The sequence below is a fragment of the Blautia luti genome (genome assembly GCF_033096465.1).
Lineage (GTDB): Bacteria > Bacillota > Clostridia > Lachnospirales > Lachnospiraceae > Blautia_A > Blautia_A luti.
Window position 1 is genome coordinate 1,801,574 of the sequence record NZ_AP028156.1, and the last position, 18,069, is coordinate 1,819,642.

Genomic DNA, 18,069 nt, shown 5'->3' on the forward strand with positions numbered 1-18,069 from the left:
GTTGTCCTTACCGTTGTTTTCTGCACAGTAATGGAAATGACCTGTTTTTTGCCGCTGGCCAGTGTAATGGTCACTTTGATTATTATTTGAATTCCAGCCCTCAGCCTTTTCATTGACAGAGGGCTAATTTTGGCTTAACAATTATTGAGCATCCCTTAACTGATCTACAATGCTGCATTTCGCTGCGTTATTATACATCATGCAGGGAATCAGCCACCCAAGCAGAAGAAATACCGGAATTGTCAGCAGGACAGGCAGAACGGTGAACCGATACTCAAAGAACCAGAACATACTGCCCAGCATTTTCCCCGCAAGAGGTCCCACCGCCAGTGAAAGCACAAAGGCCAGCACTACGGAAGACATTGCGTAAAACAACCCCTCGTAGATCAACATGGTTTTGAGCTGTCGGGGCGTCATTCCTACAGCCTGAAGCACAGCAAATTCACGGCGGCGGGAAAGAATACCGGTCATCATGGCGTTGAAGAAATTTAAGAGTCCCACCAGCCCAATGATAGCACAGAGGATACCGCCTATCAGAAGGAACATCTGTCGGAACTGAGCGAACTCAGAGCGAGCCGTGGCTTTGCTTTCATACATCAAGGGCGAAAACTCACCGGCAGTAAGCTTCGATAGATATTGCTCTGCTTCGGTCTCGTCAGCGTCGTCCGCTGTGTCGAACAGGTAGAGCATCGGAACGACCGCACCACCGCTGTCCCTCTGTGCGGTGTCCACAGGCAAAACTGCGTTATATCCAATACCACCATAACGATAACCCATGGAGTACGGAAGTTCTACCAAGGCGCAGACCGTGTACTCTACATCTCTGGCCCCATACAATTTTGCCTGAAGGTATTCCTCCGGTGTGTCTTCGTTGCACAGTTCCCCTGTGCGGCTGTCGATATATTTCACATCATCCGCATAGGTAGCCGTGATCGTGTCTCCCACCTTGGGGTAGTATTCAGGATTGGGCAGATTGCCGTAATCATCCAAAGAAACCGCAATGGCAATGGCGTTATTGTCCGGTTCCAACATGGGAGAAATATCTCCGTCGAACACTTGCAGCTTGTCAAACAGGCTGTTATCCAGAGCCTCGATTCTGGTATCTCCCATCACCATATTGCCCCGGTGCTCCAGACGGCTCATATGGCTGTCCAACTGCTCGGCGCTTTCGTACCTTGCATAGTCCTGCCGCAGAGCATCTTCCGTCATCCACAGGTATGCGGTTTTTCGCACAGCATATCCCGTGCCGGAAAGACTGGCCTTTGTGTTTGCTGCGATCTCCTCGATCTGTTCTGGCGTGATGAATTCATCTGCCGGATTGTAACGGAAATAGTCGGGAGTGCTGACGATAAAATCGGCACAGGTCATGGAGGATACATACTTCTCCATGCTGAAGCCTCCCACAAAGGCACACAGCGCATTGAACAGTGTCACCGACAGTGCCAGAGACAACACCACCAGCACCGTCTTTTTCTTGTTTCGTCCCAGATTGGCAAAGGCCATCTGATGGAGCTTGGCTCCCCGGGTGCTGCGCTGTTTTTTCTTAGTCTGCATCACATCCGTATATTTGGTAGCCTCCACCGGAGAGACCCTGGCTGCCATTTTTCCGGGTTTGGAACAGGACAAGAGCACCGTCAACAGGGCAAACAGCATGGAACCAAGGAAGATCACAGGCGAAGTGCTGATGGTAGTGATGCCTGCATCCAACTGGGTGGAGCGCAAGACAACAGGTACCAGAACAGCGCCGATGCCGTAGCCCAGCAACAGTCCTGCCGGAATGCCGATCAGACAAAGTAGAAGTGCCTGCTGGCGAATGATGCGTTTGAGCTGCCGGGGCGTTGTGCCAATGGTTTTCAAAAGTCCGTAAAACCGGATATCCCCCGCAACAGAGATCTGGAAAATGTTATAGATGATAAGATACCCGGTGAAAATCACCAGTAGCAAAAAAGCTGCTATGGCGACCATCAGCTCTGGATCGAGCTGCGACTCCAGCTGGGATGAGGTATATCCCCAATTGACGCCGATTCGGACGCTGTTGGGATCGGTATAGCTGTCCCATGTGTAGCCAAGATCGGTATCCACCTGCTCCATCTGCCCTTGAATGTTTGTGCCGGAAGCCAGCATGACATTCAAATCGGTGCGGAAGGGCTGTAACCCTGTTTTCACTGCCTGCGCTTCGATGTCATCTGCGTAATCACGGCTGATGTTGATGTAGTGAACAGGCATTAGTTCATCATAGTCCCAATAGCCCACCAGCGTAAAGGTATCTGTTACAGTAAAGGCAGTTTGATCCTTGTCCGTGATGGAATAGGAAACCGTGACCTCTGCGCCCAGCTCCGGCGTTACGCCAAGTAGCTGCAATGCTGCCGTATCCATGGCCGCCTCTTTGCCGCTTTCGGGCATCCGCCCGGTAGTGGGGGTGGCATAGCTCCATTTGGTGCAGTTGGCATCCATGTAGCTGATCTCTGCAGGGGTTTTGGAAAAGACACCATCCACTGTGATGCCGATCACCTTCCGTGCCCCAGCAGCCTTCACCTTTGGGTGGGCAGCGATACGTTCCGCCTGCTCGGGGGAAACATCTTTAAAGGTACCGTGTGCATAGCCGCCTACCTGCCGAAACTGGTAGGTTTCATAACTGGCGTTCAACGACAAGACAATGGTGAACATGGACGTAAATAGCAGCGTTGTCAGCGCAATGGCAAAAATAGCGATCAGATTGCGGCGGCGGTTCGCATAAAGAGATTTTAAGCTGAGCTTTCGAATACATTTTTGATTTCTTACCTTCATCACGGTCACCTCCTCATCGGCCCGTGACAATGCGGCCATCTTCTATGCGGATGATCCGGTCAGATAGTTGGGCAATCTCTTCGTTGTGGGTGATCATCACGATGGTCTGGGCGAACTTTTGACTGGTGACTTTCATAAGGCTCAATACATCCTGGCTGGTCTTGGAATCCAGATTGCCGGTCGGTTCATCTGCCAGAATGATAGCGGGTGCTGCTGCCAGTGCACGGGCAATGGCTACCCGCTGCTGTTGACCACCTGAGAGCTGATTGGGCAGTGCATCCAGACGGTCGTTCAGTCCAAGCGTCTGCACGATCTGCTTCACAAAAGATTTATTTACCTTTCCACCATCCAGTTCAATGGGTAGAATGATGTTTTCATATACATTCAGCACCGGAACAAGATTGTAGCTCTGAAATACAAAACCGATTTTTCTGCGGCGGAAAATAGTCAGAGCTTCCTCCTTCAGGGAGAAAATATCCTGTCCGTCCACCATGACCGTGCCGCTTGTAGGGCGATCCAGACCGCCCAGCATATGCAGCAGCGTGGATTTGCCGGATCCGGATGTGCCGACAATTGCAACAAATTCGCCCTTTTTTACACTTAAATCAACTCCATCCAACGCATGAACGGCGTTATTGCCGGAGCCATAAATCTTTTTCAGGTCTTTTGCCTGTAAAACCTCCATAAATGAGTACCTCCATGAAAAAATCTGTATGTATGAAAGGAAACGATCCTTTGATACATACAGATTATCGCATAGGATTCTTTCCACATTCTTTCCGGCGGAAAATGAAATCTAACAATTTTGAAAGAATGGATGCTATTTCGGCAGAAACACGGAAAACGTGCTTCCTTTGCCGGGGACAGAGGCGACTTTGATATAGCCGCCCTCGCCGGATATGATCTGTCGGGCAAGGTATAAGCCGATGCCAACCCCTTCTTGTTCCTGAACAGCATTTGAACGATAAAAACGGGAAAATATCTTTGCCTGCTCGTTTTCCGGGATACCTGAACCGGTATCCGATATATCGATCCTTGTAAACATTTCGTAACTTACGGTAGAAATCGTGATTGTTCCATGCTCCGTATATTTGATGGCGTTGTCTACGATATTAGCCAGTGCTTCCGCTGTCCATTTGAAGTCAAATGTAGCGGAAATATCTGTATCGTACAGATATATGGATAATCCTTTTCCAGAAGCCTTGGAGGCATATTGTTCTACTACGCTTTCAAGCAGCGGCTGAAGTGATGCTTGCTGAGGGGAAAGTGAAATGATCCCATTTTCCAGTCTGGAAAGTTTTACGAGAGAATCAATCAGAAATCGTAGCTTTTCCGATTGTTTGTACAGTGCCTCCACATTTTCCTTTGCCGATGCAGACAGAGTTTCCTCCATCAAAAGCTCGCTGTATAACAGCAGGTTTGCAATCGGCGTTTTCGTCTGGTGGGAAATGTCCGCAATCAAGGATTTGATTTTGTCTTTTTCCTGTGCCATATTTTGAGAAGATGCTTCTGCGGCAGAAAGATAGTGTGCAAACTTTGTTTCCAAAGCAGACAGTTGGCTTTCATCAAAATTGGTTTCAGAAAAGGAGCCGGTCATGGCGGCGTCCAGCATCCTTTCGATTTCTTCCATCGTTTTTATGACCTTTCTCCGCTCCCATAATACAACAGCTGACGCCGCCAGAAAACACAGCAGTATGATCACAATGCCGGTTTTATTCATCTTTTATCACCCAGCTATAACCAATTCCATAGACGGTTTTAATGTATTTTTGTGCCCCAAGTTTATCCCTCAGACGCTTGATCGTAACAGACAAAGCATTTTCATCCACATATTCTGCACCATCTGTCCAGATCCGGTCTACAAGGTCTCCACGGGTCATGGTTCGACCGCGGTTTTCAACAAGCATACGCAGTAATTTTTGCTCTGTTTTACTTAATTCCACTTTTGAATCTCCCACATAAAAGGTCATTGCTTCAAAATCAAAGTGAAATAGATCAATATGGATCGGTGCATTTTTATGGCTTGATGTTTGCTTTCGCAGTTGGGTATTCACCCTTGCCCGCAAAACCGAAAGAGAAAAGGGCTTGGTAATGTAATCATCAGCGCCCCTCTCCAGTCCGTCCACGATGTCCAGATCGGTATCATTGGCAGTCAGCAGAATAACAGGAATCCCGGGTGTGGTTTCCTTGACCTCCCGTAGCAATTCAAGCCCACTGCCATCCGGCAGATTGATATCTAACAGGATCAGGGATACACCGCCGCAAAGCAGCTGCTCCTTCGCCGTTTTCAGGTCTTTGCAGGAAATGATTTTCCGATCATCTACTTTCAGTGCTTTGCATAAACCTTGATTCAAACCAATATCATCTTCAACAATCAATAATTGCTCCATATATCTCACTCCTTCGTTACTCAAAGGTATTCGGCAAAGATAATAACAAGACAAAAAAATAACCGCTCCAGCGTGAAGTGAACGGTTATTTTCAATCAATTAAGTATGTGGACTAACCGTCTATCGGCAGCACACTTTTTCTATAATCATATTGGCACGCATATGTGACAATGTCAAAAAATTTCTTCATTCTCTTGGTTATTAATCTCCTTGATCAGCTGTACTGCTTTCTCTGCATCATCGGTTTTCACGAATATATTCACACCATATATTCCAAATCCAGGTGCTCCATGCATTGCAACATTCGCACCTGCTTCCTGGGAAAAAGCTTCTATTTCACTTTGCTTTAACATTTCTACGAGCTGTTCTGTCTCTACTATATTCTGTGCATTATAAATCTTTGTCCATTCTGTCTTAGATTGGGAAGTTTCTTTTCTCTCCTTTTTTCTTTTCTACTTATTACATACGTTTTCTGTACGTGAAACGCAAAATAATAAGTAGAAAATCATAAAAAGACCTTCTATATTATTATAGGTAAGTTCTCGCCATCATCCCTTGCCTTTTTCTCGATATTCCTTTAGTTTAAGAAACGATTCGTCACTGATACAGTGTTCAATACGGCAGGCCTCCGTTTCCGCTATATTAGGTCTTACTCCCGCAGATATAAGCTGCTCCTTAAAAAATTTATGTCGTTCATAAATTTTTTCCGCAACCTTTCGCCCTTCCTCTGTTAAAGAAATGAAGTGCTTATCGTCCTTTGTAAGAAAACCGCCATCACATAAGACATTAACTGCATGGCATACGCTTGGCTTTGATACTCCCATGTGTCGAGCGATGTCTACCGAGCGGACACTTCCAAATTTTTTATAGAGAACCAAAATTGCTTCTAAATAATCTTCTCGAGATGCATAAAGGTTCATAAGTTCTCCTTCACTGAACCAGTTTCCAGCCGATGGCCTCCTGTCTGGCCGATACAAAGTCGGCATATAGGCCCTTCTGCCGGATCAGCTCTGCATGAGTGCCGCGCTGGACAATGTGAGCGTTGTCCAGCACAATGATCTGGTCGGCGTTCCGAACAGTTTTCAGCCGGTGGGCAATCATGATGATGGTCTTGTCGTGGGTCAACGCCTCAATAGCCCGCTGCAATTCATCCTCGTTCTCCGGGTCAACACTGCTTGTTGCCTCGTCCAAAATGATGATGGGTGCATTTTTCAGCATGGCGCGGGCGATGGAAATACGCTGTTTCTCGCCGCCGGACAAAGTGCCGCTGCCCTCGCCAATCACAGTATCATAGCCCTCCGGCAGAGCGGAGATAAAGTCATGGCAGCAAGCCTTTTTCGCCGCCTCAACCACCTGCTCATGAGTGGCGTCCGGGCAGCCAAACTTGATATTGTTCTCAATCGTATCTGCAAATAGGTACACGCTCTGAAACACCATCGAGATATTCTTCATCAGGCTGTCCAGCTTGAAATCCCGTATATCCGTACCACCTATGGTAATCTTCCCGGCGTTCACATCCCAAAAACGGGCAATCAGGTTACACATCGTTGTCTTTCCTGCCCCAGAAGGTCCGACAATAGCTGTAGTCGTTTTTTCGGGAATGGTAAAGCTGACCTGATCCAGTATCTTGCGGTCTGTGTAGGAAAAGTCCACCTTGTCAAACACGATCTCACTGGACTTCGGCGTAATGTCAGCGCCTTTCTCGTCCATCACCGGCATGTCATCAATGGAGTTTGCCGTATTCATCGAGGCCGCCAGCATTTGAAGCAGAGAAGCCATGTTCCCGGCGTTCTCCAAATCGTTGAACACCATGAAAGAAGCGATTACCAAAATCAGGCCGTAGGCTAGCGGCAGAGAGCCATCCAGCCAGAACCAGATTGAGGCCAAAAGCAGCAAGACGCTGAACACCCGGACAACCACTTGCTTGATAGCGTCATAGGGAACGCTGGCTTTTGTCAGTTTCAGGTTATCCCTGCAGCTTGCCTGAATAGCGTTTCCAATGGATTGAGTGCTATCCCGTTCTAGCCCAAATGCCTTTACAATCCCCATGCCCTGAATGTACTCCAACACGGACTCCACAAGGGACTCCTGCGTGTGCTGGCGCACCGAGCTTAGGGTCGCAGACTTGCGGAGGGCCAGTTCCGCCGCCGCAAGATAAAGCAGGACACCGACAGCAGCCACAAGCCCGATCCGCCAGTCGAATATCAGCAGGACAATGACAAGAGCCACCGAGTTGAAAAATCCGCCCAGTACAGACACCAGGACACGAGCCGCCAAGTTCTCTACATCGCCCAAAGTCGTTGTGACAATGGCGGTAATGTTCCCGATACTATTCTTGTTGAAGTAGCCCATCGGGATATAGCGCAGCCGATCTCCGATGTGGATACGCTTTTCCGCTACCATGCAATAGCCGGTTTCCGTTTGCTCCATCGTGGAAAAGTAGGTCGTGATGATACGCCCGATGAGGGATACCGCCATAATTCCCAACGAGATCCAGACAATACTTCCGTCCCGGTTGTCAGATACCAGCGCACCAATCACTACAAAGAGGGCGGCAAACTGCATGGCTGAAAACAGCCCGGACAGAAATGCAAACAACAGGGATTTTTTCAAAAGCCCCTTTTTGCTGCCTGCAAAAGCAAAGATTTTTTTCAATGTTCCATACATCTGACAACACCCCCTTACATCTGATCTTTCGCGCCGATATGCGCCTGCCACATATCCCGGTAGAGGGGGCAGGTTTCCAGCAGTTTCTCATGCGTGCCCTGTGCGTGGACGGTTCCATCCTTCACAACAACGATGTTGTCCGCGCCAACAATGGTAGACAGCCGATGTGCAATCACAATCAGAGTCTTGCCGACAGTCAAAGCGGAAATAGCTTTTTGCACTAGTGCTTCATTTTCGGGATCAATGTAGGCTGTTGCCTCGTCCAAAATAACAACCGGCGCATTTTTCAGCATGGCGCGGGCGATGGCAATACGCTGGCGCTCCCCGCCGGAAAGGTGGGAACCGGCGCTGCCGACAATCGTATCATAGCCTTTGTCCAGCTTGCGGATAAAGGCGTCGCAGCCACTTTGTTTGGCGGCCTGTTCTACCTCCGCGTCTGTGGCGCTGGGCTTTCCCATACGGACGTTTTCCCTGATACTGCGGTTAAAAAGATAGTTATCCTGGGATACATAGGAAATCTGGTCTGAAATTTCGGACAGCGGTATATCCTTCAGCTCATGGCCGCCGAGGGTAATGCTGCCGGATGTAACATCCCAATACCCGGCAATCAGCTTCGCCACCGTGGACTTGCCAGAGCCGGACGGCCCTACAAGGGCCGTTATGGTTCCGGGCCGGATGGCAAGGTTCACATCATGCAAAACCTCCGTTGTCCCGTCATAGGAAAACGACACAGACCTAAGATAAATGCCGGTATCTTCCAGATTGACCGGCGTGTCCTTATGGTTCAGTTCTTCGGCGTTCAGAAGCTGGCTGATTTCTTCCACATTTGTCCCCAGTACGGCCAAATCGTCCGTAAAGGTAAAGGCCGCGATAATCGGCCCGATCAGCCCCAGCGAGAAAATCACAATGGACAGGAAGGTGGAAAGTTCCAGGCTGCCGGAGAGCCAAAATGCAAAACCGCAGGGCAGCACGCAGATCAGCACTGAGGGCAGGATGGCGTTGTAGGCGCTCATGGTTTTCTGGTTTTCCCGCATCCAGTCCACATAGTAGTTGGCATTATAATTCACCGCGTCAGAATATTTTTTGTAGGAACCGGCGGACTGGCTGAACGCCTTTACCACCTCAATTCCGCCGATGTACTCTACAATGGCGTTTGCCATCAGCTTTCCCGCTTTAACCGCGCCCTCCCATTTGACGGGATAATTCTTCATACCGGCAGACATGACAGCAAGGCCCACCACCAGCGTAACAAGGGATAGGAGCGCCATGCGCCAGTCCATAACGAACAGATATACGACAATCACCAAAGGCACCAGAACATTTGCGGTCATTTCCGGGAGCAGGTGTGCTAAGGTCGATTCCATGCCTTCAACCCGGTCAACAATCGTCGTTTTGTACTGGCCGGACGGAGTATCTAAAATCGTCCCCATCGGGATGCGGGCCAGCTTTGCGGTGATATTCTCTCGCAGATCGCGCAGCGTGTAATAGGTCGCCGTGTGGGAAATCGTTGTAGAAAGACTGGAAAACAGCACTTTCCCAAAGTAGCCGCACAATGCAATAATGCCAGCGGTCACATAGCGGGAAAAATTCTGTTCCCCAGACAACATCATTGTGACAATATGCGCCACGCAGAAATAGGGCACCATCTGGCAGGCCACGCCTAATACTGCAAGGATAATACTGCCGATGAATTTTCCATGATAAAGTTTGCCCCATCCCCATAAGACGCCTATGGGCGACTCTTTCTTTTCCTCCTTCATTCTGTGGACACCTCCTTCTTCATATCACTCAGGAAAAACTTTAGCAGGCGTTTTCGGCCATTGCTGTCCTCTATGGAATAGCTTTCCTGAATTTGCCCGTTTTCTAAGTGAAGGACATAATTGCAGCAGCGTAGAATAAATTCCGGGTCATGCGTTACCACAAGCGCGGTTCTTCCGGCATTTGCCACCTGATTGACAACATTGGCAACCTGCCTCATGTGAAACAGGTCAAGGCCGCTGGTCGGTTCATCAAATAAAATCAGAGGGCGTTCCGAAGCAATCGCAGAGGCAACCGCCACGCGCTGCTTTTCACCGCCGGACAGTCCCATCGGGTGGCAGTCCTCAAAGGAAAGCAAGTCCATCTCCTTTAAGATTTCTCTTGCCCTTTGCTTATTCTTGGTTCTCATACTGAGCAGAATTTCATCCAGAACACTTTCGGTAAAGAGCTGGTGGTTTACATCCTGCATGACCATATAACAGAGTTTCAATCGTTCTTTTCTGGAATAGTTCTTGCTCTGATCCTGCACCGTTCCTTTGAAGTGCTTTTCCAACCCGCAGAGGCACCGGGCAAAGGTGGATTTTCCCGCACCATTATGTCCGATGATGGCCGTGGCGCTGCCGGATGGGAAAGAGGTTTCCGTTATATGCAAGGTTTCCGGCTCATGCTTATAGGCAAAGGACACATTCTTTATCGTCCAAACCGCCTCATTCATTCTCTGCGGCGTGCCTTCAACTTCTGAAAGCCCCGCAAGATCAAGAGGGCGCAATCCCATATCATCGCGCAGTCTTGCCGACAAGCCGCAAAATTCCTCTGCTGTATAATCACCTTCGATTTCTCCATCTTTTAGGTACAAGACACGGTCAAAGAGGCCGGACAGATAATACAGCCGATGTTCAGAGATGATGATGGTCTTTCCCTGCGATTTCAAAGTAAAGAGTAGCTGTCGGAAATCAGCGATAGCGTATGCGTCAAGGTTGGATGATGGCTCATCAAGCACATAAATATCCGGGTCAATCGCCGCTGCCGATCCGCAGGCGATTTTTTGCTTTTCACCGCCGGACAAAGAAAAAATACTTCTATCAAGCAGCGGCTCCAACTTTAGCTGTGCAGCTACACGCTTTACACGGTCACGCACAAGATCTTCCTCTATGCCGTGATTCTCTGGGCCGAAAGCCAGTTCGCTGGTCGTGTCCACATTGAAAAACTGAGAACGCGGATTTTGAAATACAGAACCGACTTTCAGAGAAATATCAAACAGTGACAGGTCACGGGTATCCTTTCCATCCAGATAGACGGAGCCGGTATAAGTCCCCTCATGATAATGGGGGATCAAGCCGTTAAACAACCGGGTCATGGTTGTTTTCCCACAGCCGGAAGTCCCGCAGAGCAGGACAAAAGAACCGTCCTCAATAGTGCAGGAAATATGTTTCAAAGCGGCACCGGCCTGCCTCTCACTGTCGGGAAGGGTACTGGCAGGATAAGAAAAGGACACATCTTGACATTTAATCATTTCCTTCACCCCCTTGCGGCAAGCACATAGATTTGCGCTGCAAATGCTCCTAGACAGATCAGCAGGAAAACAACATCCTGCACATGAAAACCCAGCTTACAGATATTCGTCCGTTTTACCGGGCCTCCCAATCCCCGCGTAAGGGCTGCCTGGGACAGTTCCTCTCCGATTTTGACGGAGCAGATCATCATGGGGACAATCCGATACTCTAAAATCGCACCGACTTTTCCACCCCCAAAGCGGACGCCACGCATCCGCATGGCGTCCCCAATAGCGCTCCCTTCTTCCGCAACCGTGGGAAAGAAGCGAAACATCACAGACATAGGAATGGTGATCTGCTGCGGCAAGTGGAGCCGTTCCATCGCCGCAACAAATTCGCTGACCGTGGTTGTCGTTACCACGAAATATCCCATGACCACGCTGGGGGTGAACCTCAGCAGAATGCCAACAATGGCTACTGCAATGTAGTTTGCTACGCCAGCCAGTCGTGACAGACCGAACATTTCCAGGCACAGACTGCCTCCAAAAATCAGGATATAGAGAACAGCGCCTTTCCATTTTCTGGCCACTGACAAAAGTAACAGCGGGATCGCCGCCAACACGATGATGTAATACTGCATGATACTTTCATACGAACCGCCTAAAATAAAGACAGCTATGGTAATCAGTACCGCCAGTTTTGTCCGGGGGTCTAATAAAATTCCACTATTGTTTTTTTGACTTGCAAGAAGTTCGCGGCTCATTACACAATTCCCGCCCGCTCAAAGTGCTTTTTGAAAATCTTCCGTCCGATCAGGCCGCCGACAAGACCACTGACGAAAGCAGCAATAAGCAGTACCGGCAAAATCCAGTCGGGCATATAAGCCATGAGCGTGTCGGCATATTCCTGACCGTAACCGGGGAGCAGGTTCTGATAGTAAGCGTCACGCGTCACAACGATGGGAATAAAGGCGCCGATTACCCACATGGAAAAAACACCGTGAATCAACACTTCGCGCTTGGCATTTTTGTAGTCACAGGCTTTCATCATAAAATCGGAAATCAGCCCGAAGATCACCCCGGTAGGGATGCACCACCAGCCCATGCCGGTCAGCAGCATAATGATACCCAGCAGCACTCCGCAGATGGTAAGCATACCGAATTTCTTAATTTTGGAGAAGAACAACATCATCGGAATACCGCCGACAAGCGGCACGATCACGCTGATAAGCGGAATAAAGATCGGGATAAAACCGATAGACGCCGCTGCGAAAATGACGATAAAGTAAATCGCCGTAAAAATACCGATGTTGATTAAGTCCTTTCCTTGCAATTTGTTGTTCATTGCGAAACCTCCTAACATGATTACTTTTACCTTTGTTAGTTCTTGCTAACTAACCCTAATGATAGCATAAATTCAGCTGTGCTTCTATGCACATATCGGTATTTTAAGCCCGTATAGCAAGGAGTTTTTTCGCTCTGCCAGAATATCCATTGACCGGGAGTTTTCTCGCAGGTATAATAATATCAGCGATTTTGCGTGATGAAAGGGGCGAAGCAGTTGCGTAACATGATATACAACATTTTAGAAAACAGCGATGCTGTTTCTGGTGTGACCTTGAAAAACAGTCCAAATAGCAGCACATTGCTTTTGGATCGGGCAGATGGCAAGGGACGCATGACATTCCATACGCTCTTTCCGGGGCTGACTTTGGCTTTTATTTTTGTAAACGCTCCCGTATGGCCGGAGTCGGATGAAAATTCAAATCTAAAGCCTTTGCTGATTAACTATTGCGTTTCGGGCAGAAGTGAATTGCTTCTGGATGACGGCTCCTACATTTACCTGAAGGAAAATGATTTTTGTGTCAGTGAACAGACCGCACAGAAAGAATATATCTTTCCCACACGGCAATATCAGGGCATAAAAATATACTTTGACCTGCCACTTCTTTTACAGTCCTGCGGTGAACTTTTGAAATCTTTTTCACTTGACCTCCCTACGCTGGAAAAAAGTTATTGTGGCAACCATAAGACATATATCAACGAAGCGGACAGCGAGCTAGAAAATATATTTCAAAAACTCTGGCGGCTATCCGAAAGACCCTCTGCCTTCCTTTTGCAAATCTATACTCTTGAACTTCTCCACCGGCTTCTTAACATGGAAATCCGGCCTCCGAAAACTTGCGGCTTCTACACGGAAACACAGGTTGAAATTGCAAAAAGGGCGGCACAAATCCTTTCTGATGACCTTCGCCAGCACATCCCTGTAAGACAGATTGCAGAACGATTTTCGGTCAGTGAAACCAGCCTGAAAAATTATTTTAGAGGCGTATATGGACAGAATATATCCACCTGGCTGCGGGAAATCCGTATGAACGAAGCCGCAAGGCTTCTTTCGAACACAAAGCGTCCGATTGCCGAAATATCAGAACAGGTTGGCTATTCTAATCAAGGAAAATTTGCAGCTGTATTTAAAAAACAGCTTGGATTATCACCCTTAGAATATCGACGATTCAAAAATTTGGAAAAATACTAAAGCCGAGATAGATTAATACTCTCGGCTTTATTCATTTCACATTCTTTATACAAAATTATCCCTCTAAAAGTTTATTATCATTTGCGTACCTATATTTGTCATTGCACAATGTCAAAGTTTCTTAATTTCTTTATAGGCTGACATAAATTCTTTTTTTCCAACAGGTGCCCATTTAAAACCCAGTTTTTCTAAAATGTATATTGTTTTATCAACTTTGATCTTCCTAGTATTTCTACCAATATCCGGAACAATTTGGCATTCAAAAACTAATTGTTTGATCCACTCCTTCTCTTTGATATTTGCTTGTTCGTAATAATTATAGATTTCCTCTACAGAGAGTTCTTTTAAAACCTTGTTTTGCACTTCTTTTCGGCCGGAATCCATAGGAACATTCTCTAAAGTCAGCTTCGAATACTGGCTCTATTGCTATCTTTGTACGGTATCAATGATTGTTACCTCTTTTCCAGCTTCAATCTCTTTATTGCCGTTCTTATCAGTAGCAACACGCTCTTTTGACTCCGTCCAGTATTGCTTACTTTCTGCATGAACGGGTGTAGTCGGTAAGCAGTAACGACAGTTGCAAGAGCTAAGAAGCCCGTACACAATCGTTTCAATGTCTTTTTCATAAATCTAATGCTCCTTTCATTTTTGGTAATAAAATAGCCGTCCAATAAGAACGGCTGGACATAGAAAAGGAACGTCATTTTAGGCGTTCCATAGTCTATGAGTTATTCATTTTTTTGTTGTTTCAATACTGATGTGCTGTACCATATCTTTGCATATCTAGGAAAACTTGCGTATCAAGGCTCATTCGTTAGTAGTAAATAAGTAGTAAATTGATGTGTTTGTTTCCTTGAAAATGCTGATAGATACTGTGTTTTAGCGGATAATCAGATTTTTATTGTGTTTTTTATTTAAAAATATATGTTTATGAAAAACACTCTGACTACTAATAAGTTGGAGTGTTTTTATAATTCATATTATATTTATAGATTTACTCTCAGTGCTACACATTCCGGGGGTTGAGGCCGTCCCCAAAGTGCGTTTTGATATCCAAACGCTATGCTTGCCAGATACTTCCGAACACTTTTTAAGGAAACCATACCATCCGTCCAACCATTTTATATTAATTCTCATCCATATTATCTTTCTTCTCCATCAGCTGTTTCAGCTTTTTATTTATTTTGCTTCTATTCTCCTCCTGTAATTTTCCGCAGAATAGATAGCAAAATTTCAGTGCAAACCACCAGATATACAAAGCTTTAAAGCTCTGGAATGCCTGATCATCCAGCATTCCATGTGCCACATTGTTGCGCATGTTAAATCCAAATTTTGAACAGAAAATCGTATTTAAAGCAAATATAAGGTCTTCATCCAGGCTTTCTTTTACTCCTTCCAATTCTAAGACAGCGTGCATTGGTTTTACTTCTTCAATCCCTTCTTCATTCATGTTGTAAACAGGTTCTCCACATTCCACTGCCAGATATCTTACTGCATTTTCTATCTGTGGAATCAGGATACTTAGCGCCGTCAAAAAATCTCCTGAAAAGCCAAACATAAGACCCTTGGTATACGATTCTTTTCTCCCCTCCGGAATCGCACAACTTACATCTACAATCTTTTTTACATCACTCTCTTCGATCACAAATCTGGAACGAATATATTCAAACGTATTTCTCACCAGAATCTGTGCAAAATAATCCATCTCCATGGCTGCTGTCCGCTCCATATTATCCTTAAGCGCACCTTCATCGATTGTTCCATCAGGCTTTTTCACAGGCCTGCTTTTAGCAATTAATTTTCCTCCTTTTCCAAGGATTGCCGCTGGAAATATCGTGTTCAGGATCCCAGTCCTATTTAATACTTGATTCTTTACCTTTTCTCTTACCGGAATCGGAAGAAATGAAGCAAAATAACATAATGCCTCTTCTTTATCAAGATCTTCCAGTTGGCGGAACAGTTCTTTTACAATGCCGCTGGCATCCTGTTTATCACTCCATACCATCATCTCCGAAAGGGAAGCTTCTTCTATCTGTGCTATTTCCTGCAACAGTGCCTTTCTTTCTTCTTCTGTACCCTGTATGGTCTTTAACAACTGAATAACCTCTTTCAAATAGTGAATCTTTCTCATTAAATTTCCTTTAGAAGAGGCCCCGGCATATTCAGCCTCCATCCGGACAGCCTGAATCTTACGTCTTCGTATCGCAATCAGTTTAGGTTCAGTAATACACTTTTTCTTCTGCCAGTTATTTTTTCTGCAATAGAGTTCTTCCAACAGATCACAAAACTTACCAATGAGCGGTGCATCGCAGCTATTGTCATCGTAGGTTTTCAAGATATTTTCCACATAAGGGATCAGATATCCTGTATCCACTTTTTCCTCCATGGCAGTTTTTATCAAATATCCAATTTTTGCATGGCTGCTGTTATCATACTCTTCTAATACTTTTATCAGCAGATTCTTTCGCACCTCTTCATTGATTTCCTTGCTTCGGATTTTTTTAGAGATAAACAAGATCCGGTTTATAGCCATGATATGATCTGCAAATGCACCGGTGTTCTTCAAGTGTTCGCAATAAGCCGTTTCTGCTATTTTAGCATTTGAGAAATCATTTTCCACAACCCATAAAAAATCCGATATCTTTGCCTTGTTGATCGGTGCGATGGGATAGCTTCGGATTTCCTCCAACAATGCCTGATACTCTTCTCTATTTATATCTTTCCGATTCCAAATGCTGCGGGCATAGGAAAATGGTACGTCTTTAGGCGTATCGATCCATCGTTCCACAATAATATCCACCAGAAGATTCCTGAATTCCCCATCCATCGGTCCGCAGAAATCTGTCAGTGCTTTCTCTGCCGTTTGAAAATTAGGTTCTTTTAAAATCTCTGCGATCTGTTCTGCCATTTTTTCTGCCATACATATTCCTCCAACCTTTTTCTATAGGAAAAGTATAACGTATTTTTCTTTTTCCTGTAAAGCAGAAAGACCTGAAATTCCAGGTCTTTCGGTCATCATTGATTAGAAATTGAAATTCACACTCTATTTTACATCCTTGGAACCCATAGAAGCCGCCCATCCAGCCTGAATCCTTTGTATTACGCTTCCATCCCGTGCATCGATCGTAAGGAGTGGAACACCTGCATCATCCATCGTCACGTCTCCTATGACCGGTCCATCATCCCCATTTCCGTACTCATACTCTGGCTCTTTGGATGTCCAGGTTCCATAAAAATCCCACACCGGGATCAGGACTGCTTCGGTATCGCTGCCTTCACTGTCTGGCATGCACATATAACCTAGCTGTACCTTTGTTATGGTTATCTCCGCACTCTGTGCATCAATGGACGGATAACGGTAGTGGCTTCCTCCATCGACAGAGATCAGACGATTCTTGTCTTCTGTCATGACCTGCAAAGTGATCGTTTTTTCAAAGATATCCTTGACCTCATCAAAAGGAAGTAGGAACAGCCTTTCATCGGAAGCATTCGATGCTTCTATGGGATTTCGGTGCAGAAAACTCTGAAGTGTCCCACTGCAAAAGTCCATCGTCAGTACTTCATTTTCCCATCCTTCAGACTGTCCTTCATGAAGTGTTCCATCTTCGTTTTCCCATTCAAGAGCCTGCTCATTAACAGGCAGAGAGGTTTCCCTCACATAATTAACCGGAACCCCGTCTATCATCCGTTCAAAAATGAAATCATCTTTTTCCAAGGTAGTGCTTCCTTCAGTAAGTGCTTTTGAGGAACTTTCAAATATCTCCCAGTTTCCGGACACAAGACCTGAAACCTTCTCCTTTGCTTCCTTTTCAGATACTTTCCCGCTTCCTGCCTTTATATAATTTTGAAAGCGTTCTTCCCTTTCTTTTTTCTCACTCGATTCCAGGGTCATGTCTCCACAATCGTCAAAGATAAACTTCGCTATCCCAAATCCGAGTTCCTCCACATCCGATACCTGCTCACTCTGTGTATAAGAATACCGATAGGTCAGTCCATCTACTTTATATGTCCCCGCCTGTTCGTTCTCATTCTTCTCTTCCTGCATGGGCTGTCCTTTTCCGAATGTGTCTTTTATTTTATTCTGTTCTTCTTCAGGAATCGCCACCCTTTTTACTTTTTTTAAACAGATTGCATCTACATCCGGGACTTTTACCGGTGCATCCGCTGTCAGGGTAAAATTCATCGGGGTTTCTTTATCCTCCCGGTCCGCTGATCTTAGATCTGCTTGGATCGTTGTCTGGTATGTTTCCGGTGCCTGTACCTGTTCGGCAACGGTTTTCTGAACTGTCTCCTTTTTCTCTTCTTTTTTCTGTTCTGTCTGATCCTTTTCTTCCACAACAGCAGACTGGACAACACGGTCACATCCGGATAATGTCAAAAGATTCATACACAGAACGGCTCCCATAAACATTTTTATTTTCTTCATCCTTTTTCCATCC

Annotated in this window: 15 protein-coding genes and 1 pseudogene; 1 reads left to right on the forward strand and 15 read right to left on the reverse strand. The window is 46.2% G+C overall.

What is annotated here, in order from left to right:
* Positions 1-141: 141 nt before the first annotated feature.
* From R8695_RS08495 to R8695_RS08545, 11 genes are all read right to left on the reverse strand, one after another.
* On the reverse strand, positions 142-2,787 hold the full coding sequence (locus R8695_RS08495) for an ABC transporter permease (protein WP_154780656.1): 2,646 nt from the start codon (positions 2,785-2,787) through the stop codon (positions 142-144).
* A gap of 13 nt (positions 2,788-2,800) precedes the next feature.
* Positions 2,801-3,472: an ABC transporter ATP-binding protein gene (locus R8695_RS08500; protein ID WP_110103130.1), complete on the reverse strand. Its 672-nt coding sequence runs from the start codon at positions 3,470-3,472 to the stop codon at positions 2,801-2,803.
* Between the two features lie 135 nt (positions 3,473-3,607).
* Complete coding sequence (locus tag R8695_RS08505; RefSeq protein WP_154780657.1) at positions 3,608-4,507, reverse strand: sensor histidine kinase; 900 nt, start codon at positions 4,505-4,507, stop codon at positions 3,608-3,610.
* Positions 4,500-5,177, reverse strand: coding sequence for a response regulator transcription factor (locus tag R8695_RS08510; protein ID WP_154780658.1), 678 nt, complete (start codon positions 5,175-5,177; stop codon positions 4,500-4,502). The genes R8695_RS08505 and R8695_RS08510 overlap by 8 nt, the downstream gene beginning before the upstream one ends.
* 173 nt (positions 5,178-5,350) lie before the next feature.
* A complete protein-coding gene (locus R8695_RS08515; RefSeq protein WP_225876922.1) occupies positions 5,351-5,530 on the reverse strand; it encodes a DUF2007 domain-containing protein in 180 nt (59 codons plus the stop codon).
* A 195-nt stretch (positions 5,531-5,725) separates the two neighbouring features.
* Positions 5,726-6,097: a metal-dependent transcriptional regulator gene (locus R8695_RS08520; RefSeq protein WP_154780659.1), complete on the reverse strand. Its 372-nt coding sequence runs from the start codon at positions 6,095-6,097 to the stop codon at positions 5,726-5,728.
* A gap of 10 nt (positions 6,098-6,107) precedes the next feature.
* Entirely contained in the window at positions 6,108-7,844 is a 1,737-nt protein-coding gene (locus R8695_RS08525) for an ABC transporter ATP-binding protein (protein ID WP_154780660.1), read from the reverse strand.
* 14 nt (positions 7,845-7,858) lie between these two features.
* Positions 7,859-9,604 (reverse strand): ABC transporter ATP-binding protein, encoded by a 1,746-nt coding sequence (locus tag R8695_RS08530; protein WP_154780661.1) that lies wholly within the window; start codon positions 9,602-9,604, stop codon positions 7,859-7,861.
* Positions 9,601-11,115, reverse strand: a complete 1,515-nt coding sequence (locus tag R8695_RS08535) for an ABC transporter ATP-binding protein (protein ID WP_154780662.1) — start codon at positions 11,113-11,115, stop codon at positions 9,601-9,603. The genes R8695_RS08530 and R8695_RS08535 overlap by 4 nt, the downstream gene beginning before the upstream one ends.
* 5 nt (positions 11,116-11,120) lie before the next feature.
* Positions 11,121-11,858 carry an energy-coupling factor transporter transmembrane component T gene (locus tag R8695_RS08540; RefSeq protein ID WP_154780663.1) on the reverse strand — a complete coding sequence of 246 codons (738 nt, stop codon included), beginning with the start codon at positions 11,856-11,858 and terminating at the stop codon, positions 11,121-11,123.
* Entirely contained in the window at positions 11,858-12,439 is a 582-nt protein-coding gene (locus tag R8695_RS08545; protein WP_144123473.1) for an MptD family putative ECF transporter S component, read from the reverse strand. The genes R8695_RS08540 and R8695_RS08545 overlap by 1 nt, the downstream gene beginning before the upstream one ends.
* 225 nt (positions 12,440-12,664) lie before the next feature.
* On the opposite strand from R8695_RS08545, the gene R8695_RS08550 reads away from it, so the two are divergent.
* Positions 12,665-13,630: an AraC family transcriptional regulator gene (locus R8695_RS08550; protein ID WP_117738842.1), complete on the forward strand. Its 966-nt coding sequence runs from the start codon at positions 12,665-12,667 to the stop codon at positions 13,628-13,630.
* A 111-nt stretch (positions 13,631-13,741) separates the two neighbouring features.
* Here R8695_RS08550 and R8695_RS08555 read toward each other — a convergent pair whose 3' ends face one another.
* The 4 genes and pseudogenes from R8695_RS08555 to R8695_RS08570 form a co-directional block, all read right to left on the reverse strand.
* The gene (locus R8695_RS08555) at positions 13,742-14,014 is read right to left on the reverse strand and encodes a hypothetical protein (protein ID WP_154780664.1); all 273 of its coding nucleotides are present in this window, start codon (positions 14,012-14,014) and stop codon (positions 13,742-13,744) included.
* 117 nt (positions 14,015-14,131) lie between these two features.
* A pseudogene (locus tag R8695_RS17690) lies at positions 14,132-14,334 on the reverse strand (hypothetical protein); the annotation flags it as partial.
* 422 nt (positions 14,335-14,756) lie between these two features.
* The gene (locus R8695_RS08565; RefSeq protein ID WP_154780665.1) at positions 14,757-16,550 is read right to left on the reverse strand and encodes a DUF4209 domain-containing protein; all 1,794 of its coding nucleotides are present in this window, start codon (positions 16,548-16,550) and stop codon (positions 14,757-14,759) included.
* A 123-nt stretch (positions 16,551-16,673) separates the two neighbouring features.
* Positions 16,674-18,056 carry a DUF6034 family protein gene (locus R8695_RS08570; protein ID WP_154780666.1) on the reverse strand — a complete coding sequence of 461 codons (1,383 nt, stop codon included), beginning with the start codon at positions 18,054-18,056 and terminating at the stop codon, positions 16,674-16,676.
* Positions 18,057-18,069 lie beyond the last annotated feature (13 nt).

Coding starts and splice junctions, on each gene's coding strand:
- R8695_RS08565 (WP_154780665.1), bottom strand. CDS start 16,550: ATGGCAGAAAAAATGGCAGAACAGATCGCAGAGATTTTAAAAGAACCT.
- R8695_RS08500 (WP_110103130.1), bottom strand. CDS start 3,472: ATGGAGGTTTTACAGGCAAAAGACCTGAAAAAGATTTATGGCTCCGGC.
- R8695_RS08550 (WP_117738842.1), top strand. CDS start 12,665: ATGATATACAACATTTTAGAAAACAGCGATGCTGTTTCTGGTGTGACC.
- R8695_RS08530 (WP_154780661.1), bottom strand. CDS start 9,604: ATGAAGGAGGAAAAGAAAGAGTCGCCCATAGGCGTCTTATGGGGATGG.
- R8695_RS08495 (WP_154780656.1), bottom strand. CDS start 2,787: ATGAAGGTAAGAAATCAAAAATGTATTCGAAAGCTCAGCTTAAAATCT.
- R8695_RS08520 (WP_154780659.1), bottom strand. CDS start 6,097: ATGAACCTTTATGCATCTCGAGAAGATTATTTAGAAGCAATTTTGGTT.
- R8695_RS08510 (WP_154780658.1), bottom strand. CDS start 5,177: ATGGAGCAATTATTGATTGTTGAAGATGATATTGGTTTGAATCAAGGT.
- R8695_RS08545 (WP_144123473.1), bottom strand. CDS start 12,439: ATGAACAACAAATTGCAAGGAAAGGACTTAATCAACATCGGTATTTTT.
- R8695_RS08525 (WP_154780660.1), bottom strand. CDS start 7,844: ATGTATGGAACATTGAAAAAAATCTTTGCTTTTGCAGGCAGCAAAAAG.
- R8695_RS08535 (WP_154780662.1), bottom strand. CDS start 11,115: ATGATTAAATGTCAAGATGTGTCCTTTTCTTATCCTGCCAGTACCCTT.
- R8695_RS08515 (WP_225876922.1), bottom strand. CDS start 5,530: ATGTTAAAGCAAAGTGAAATAGAAGCTTTTTCCCAGGAAGCAGGTGCG.
- R8695_RS08540 (WP_154780663.1), bottom strand. CDS start 11,858: ATGAGCCGCGAACTTCTTGCAAGTCAAAAAAACAATAGTGGAATTTTA.
- R8695_RS08505 (WP_154780657.1), bottom strand. CDS start 4,507: ATGAATAAAACCGGCATTGTGATCATACTGCTGTGTTTTCTGGCGGCG.
- R8695_RS08555 (WP_154780664.1), bottom strand. CDS start 14,014: ATGGATTCCGGCCGAAAAGAAGTGCAAAACAAGGTTTTAAAAGAACTC.
- R8695_RS08570 (WP_154780666.1), bottom strand. CDS start 18,056: ATGAAGAAAATAAAAATGTTTATGGGAGCCGTTCTGTGTATGAATCTT.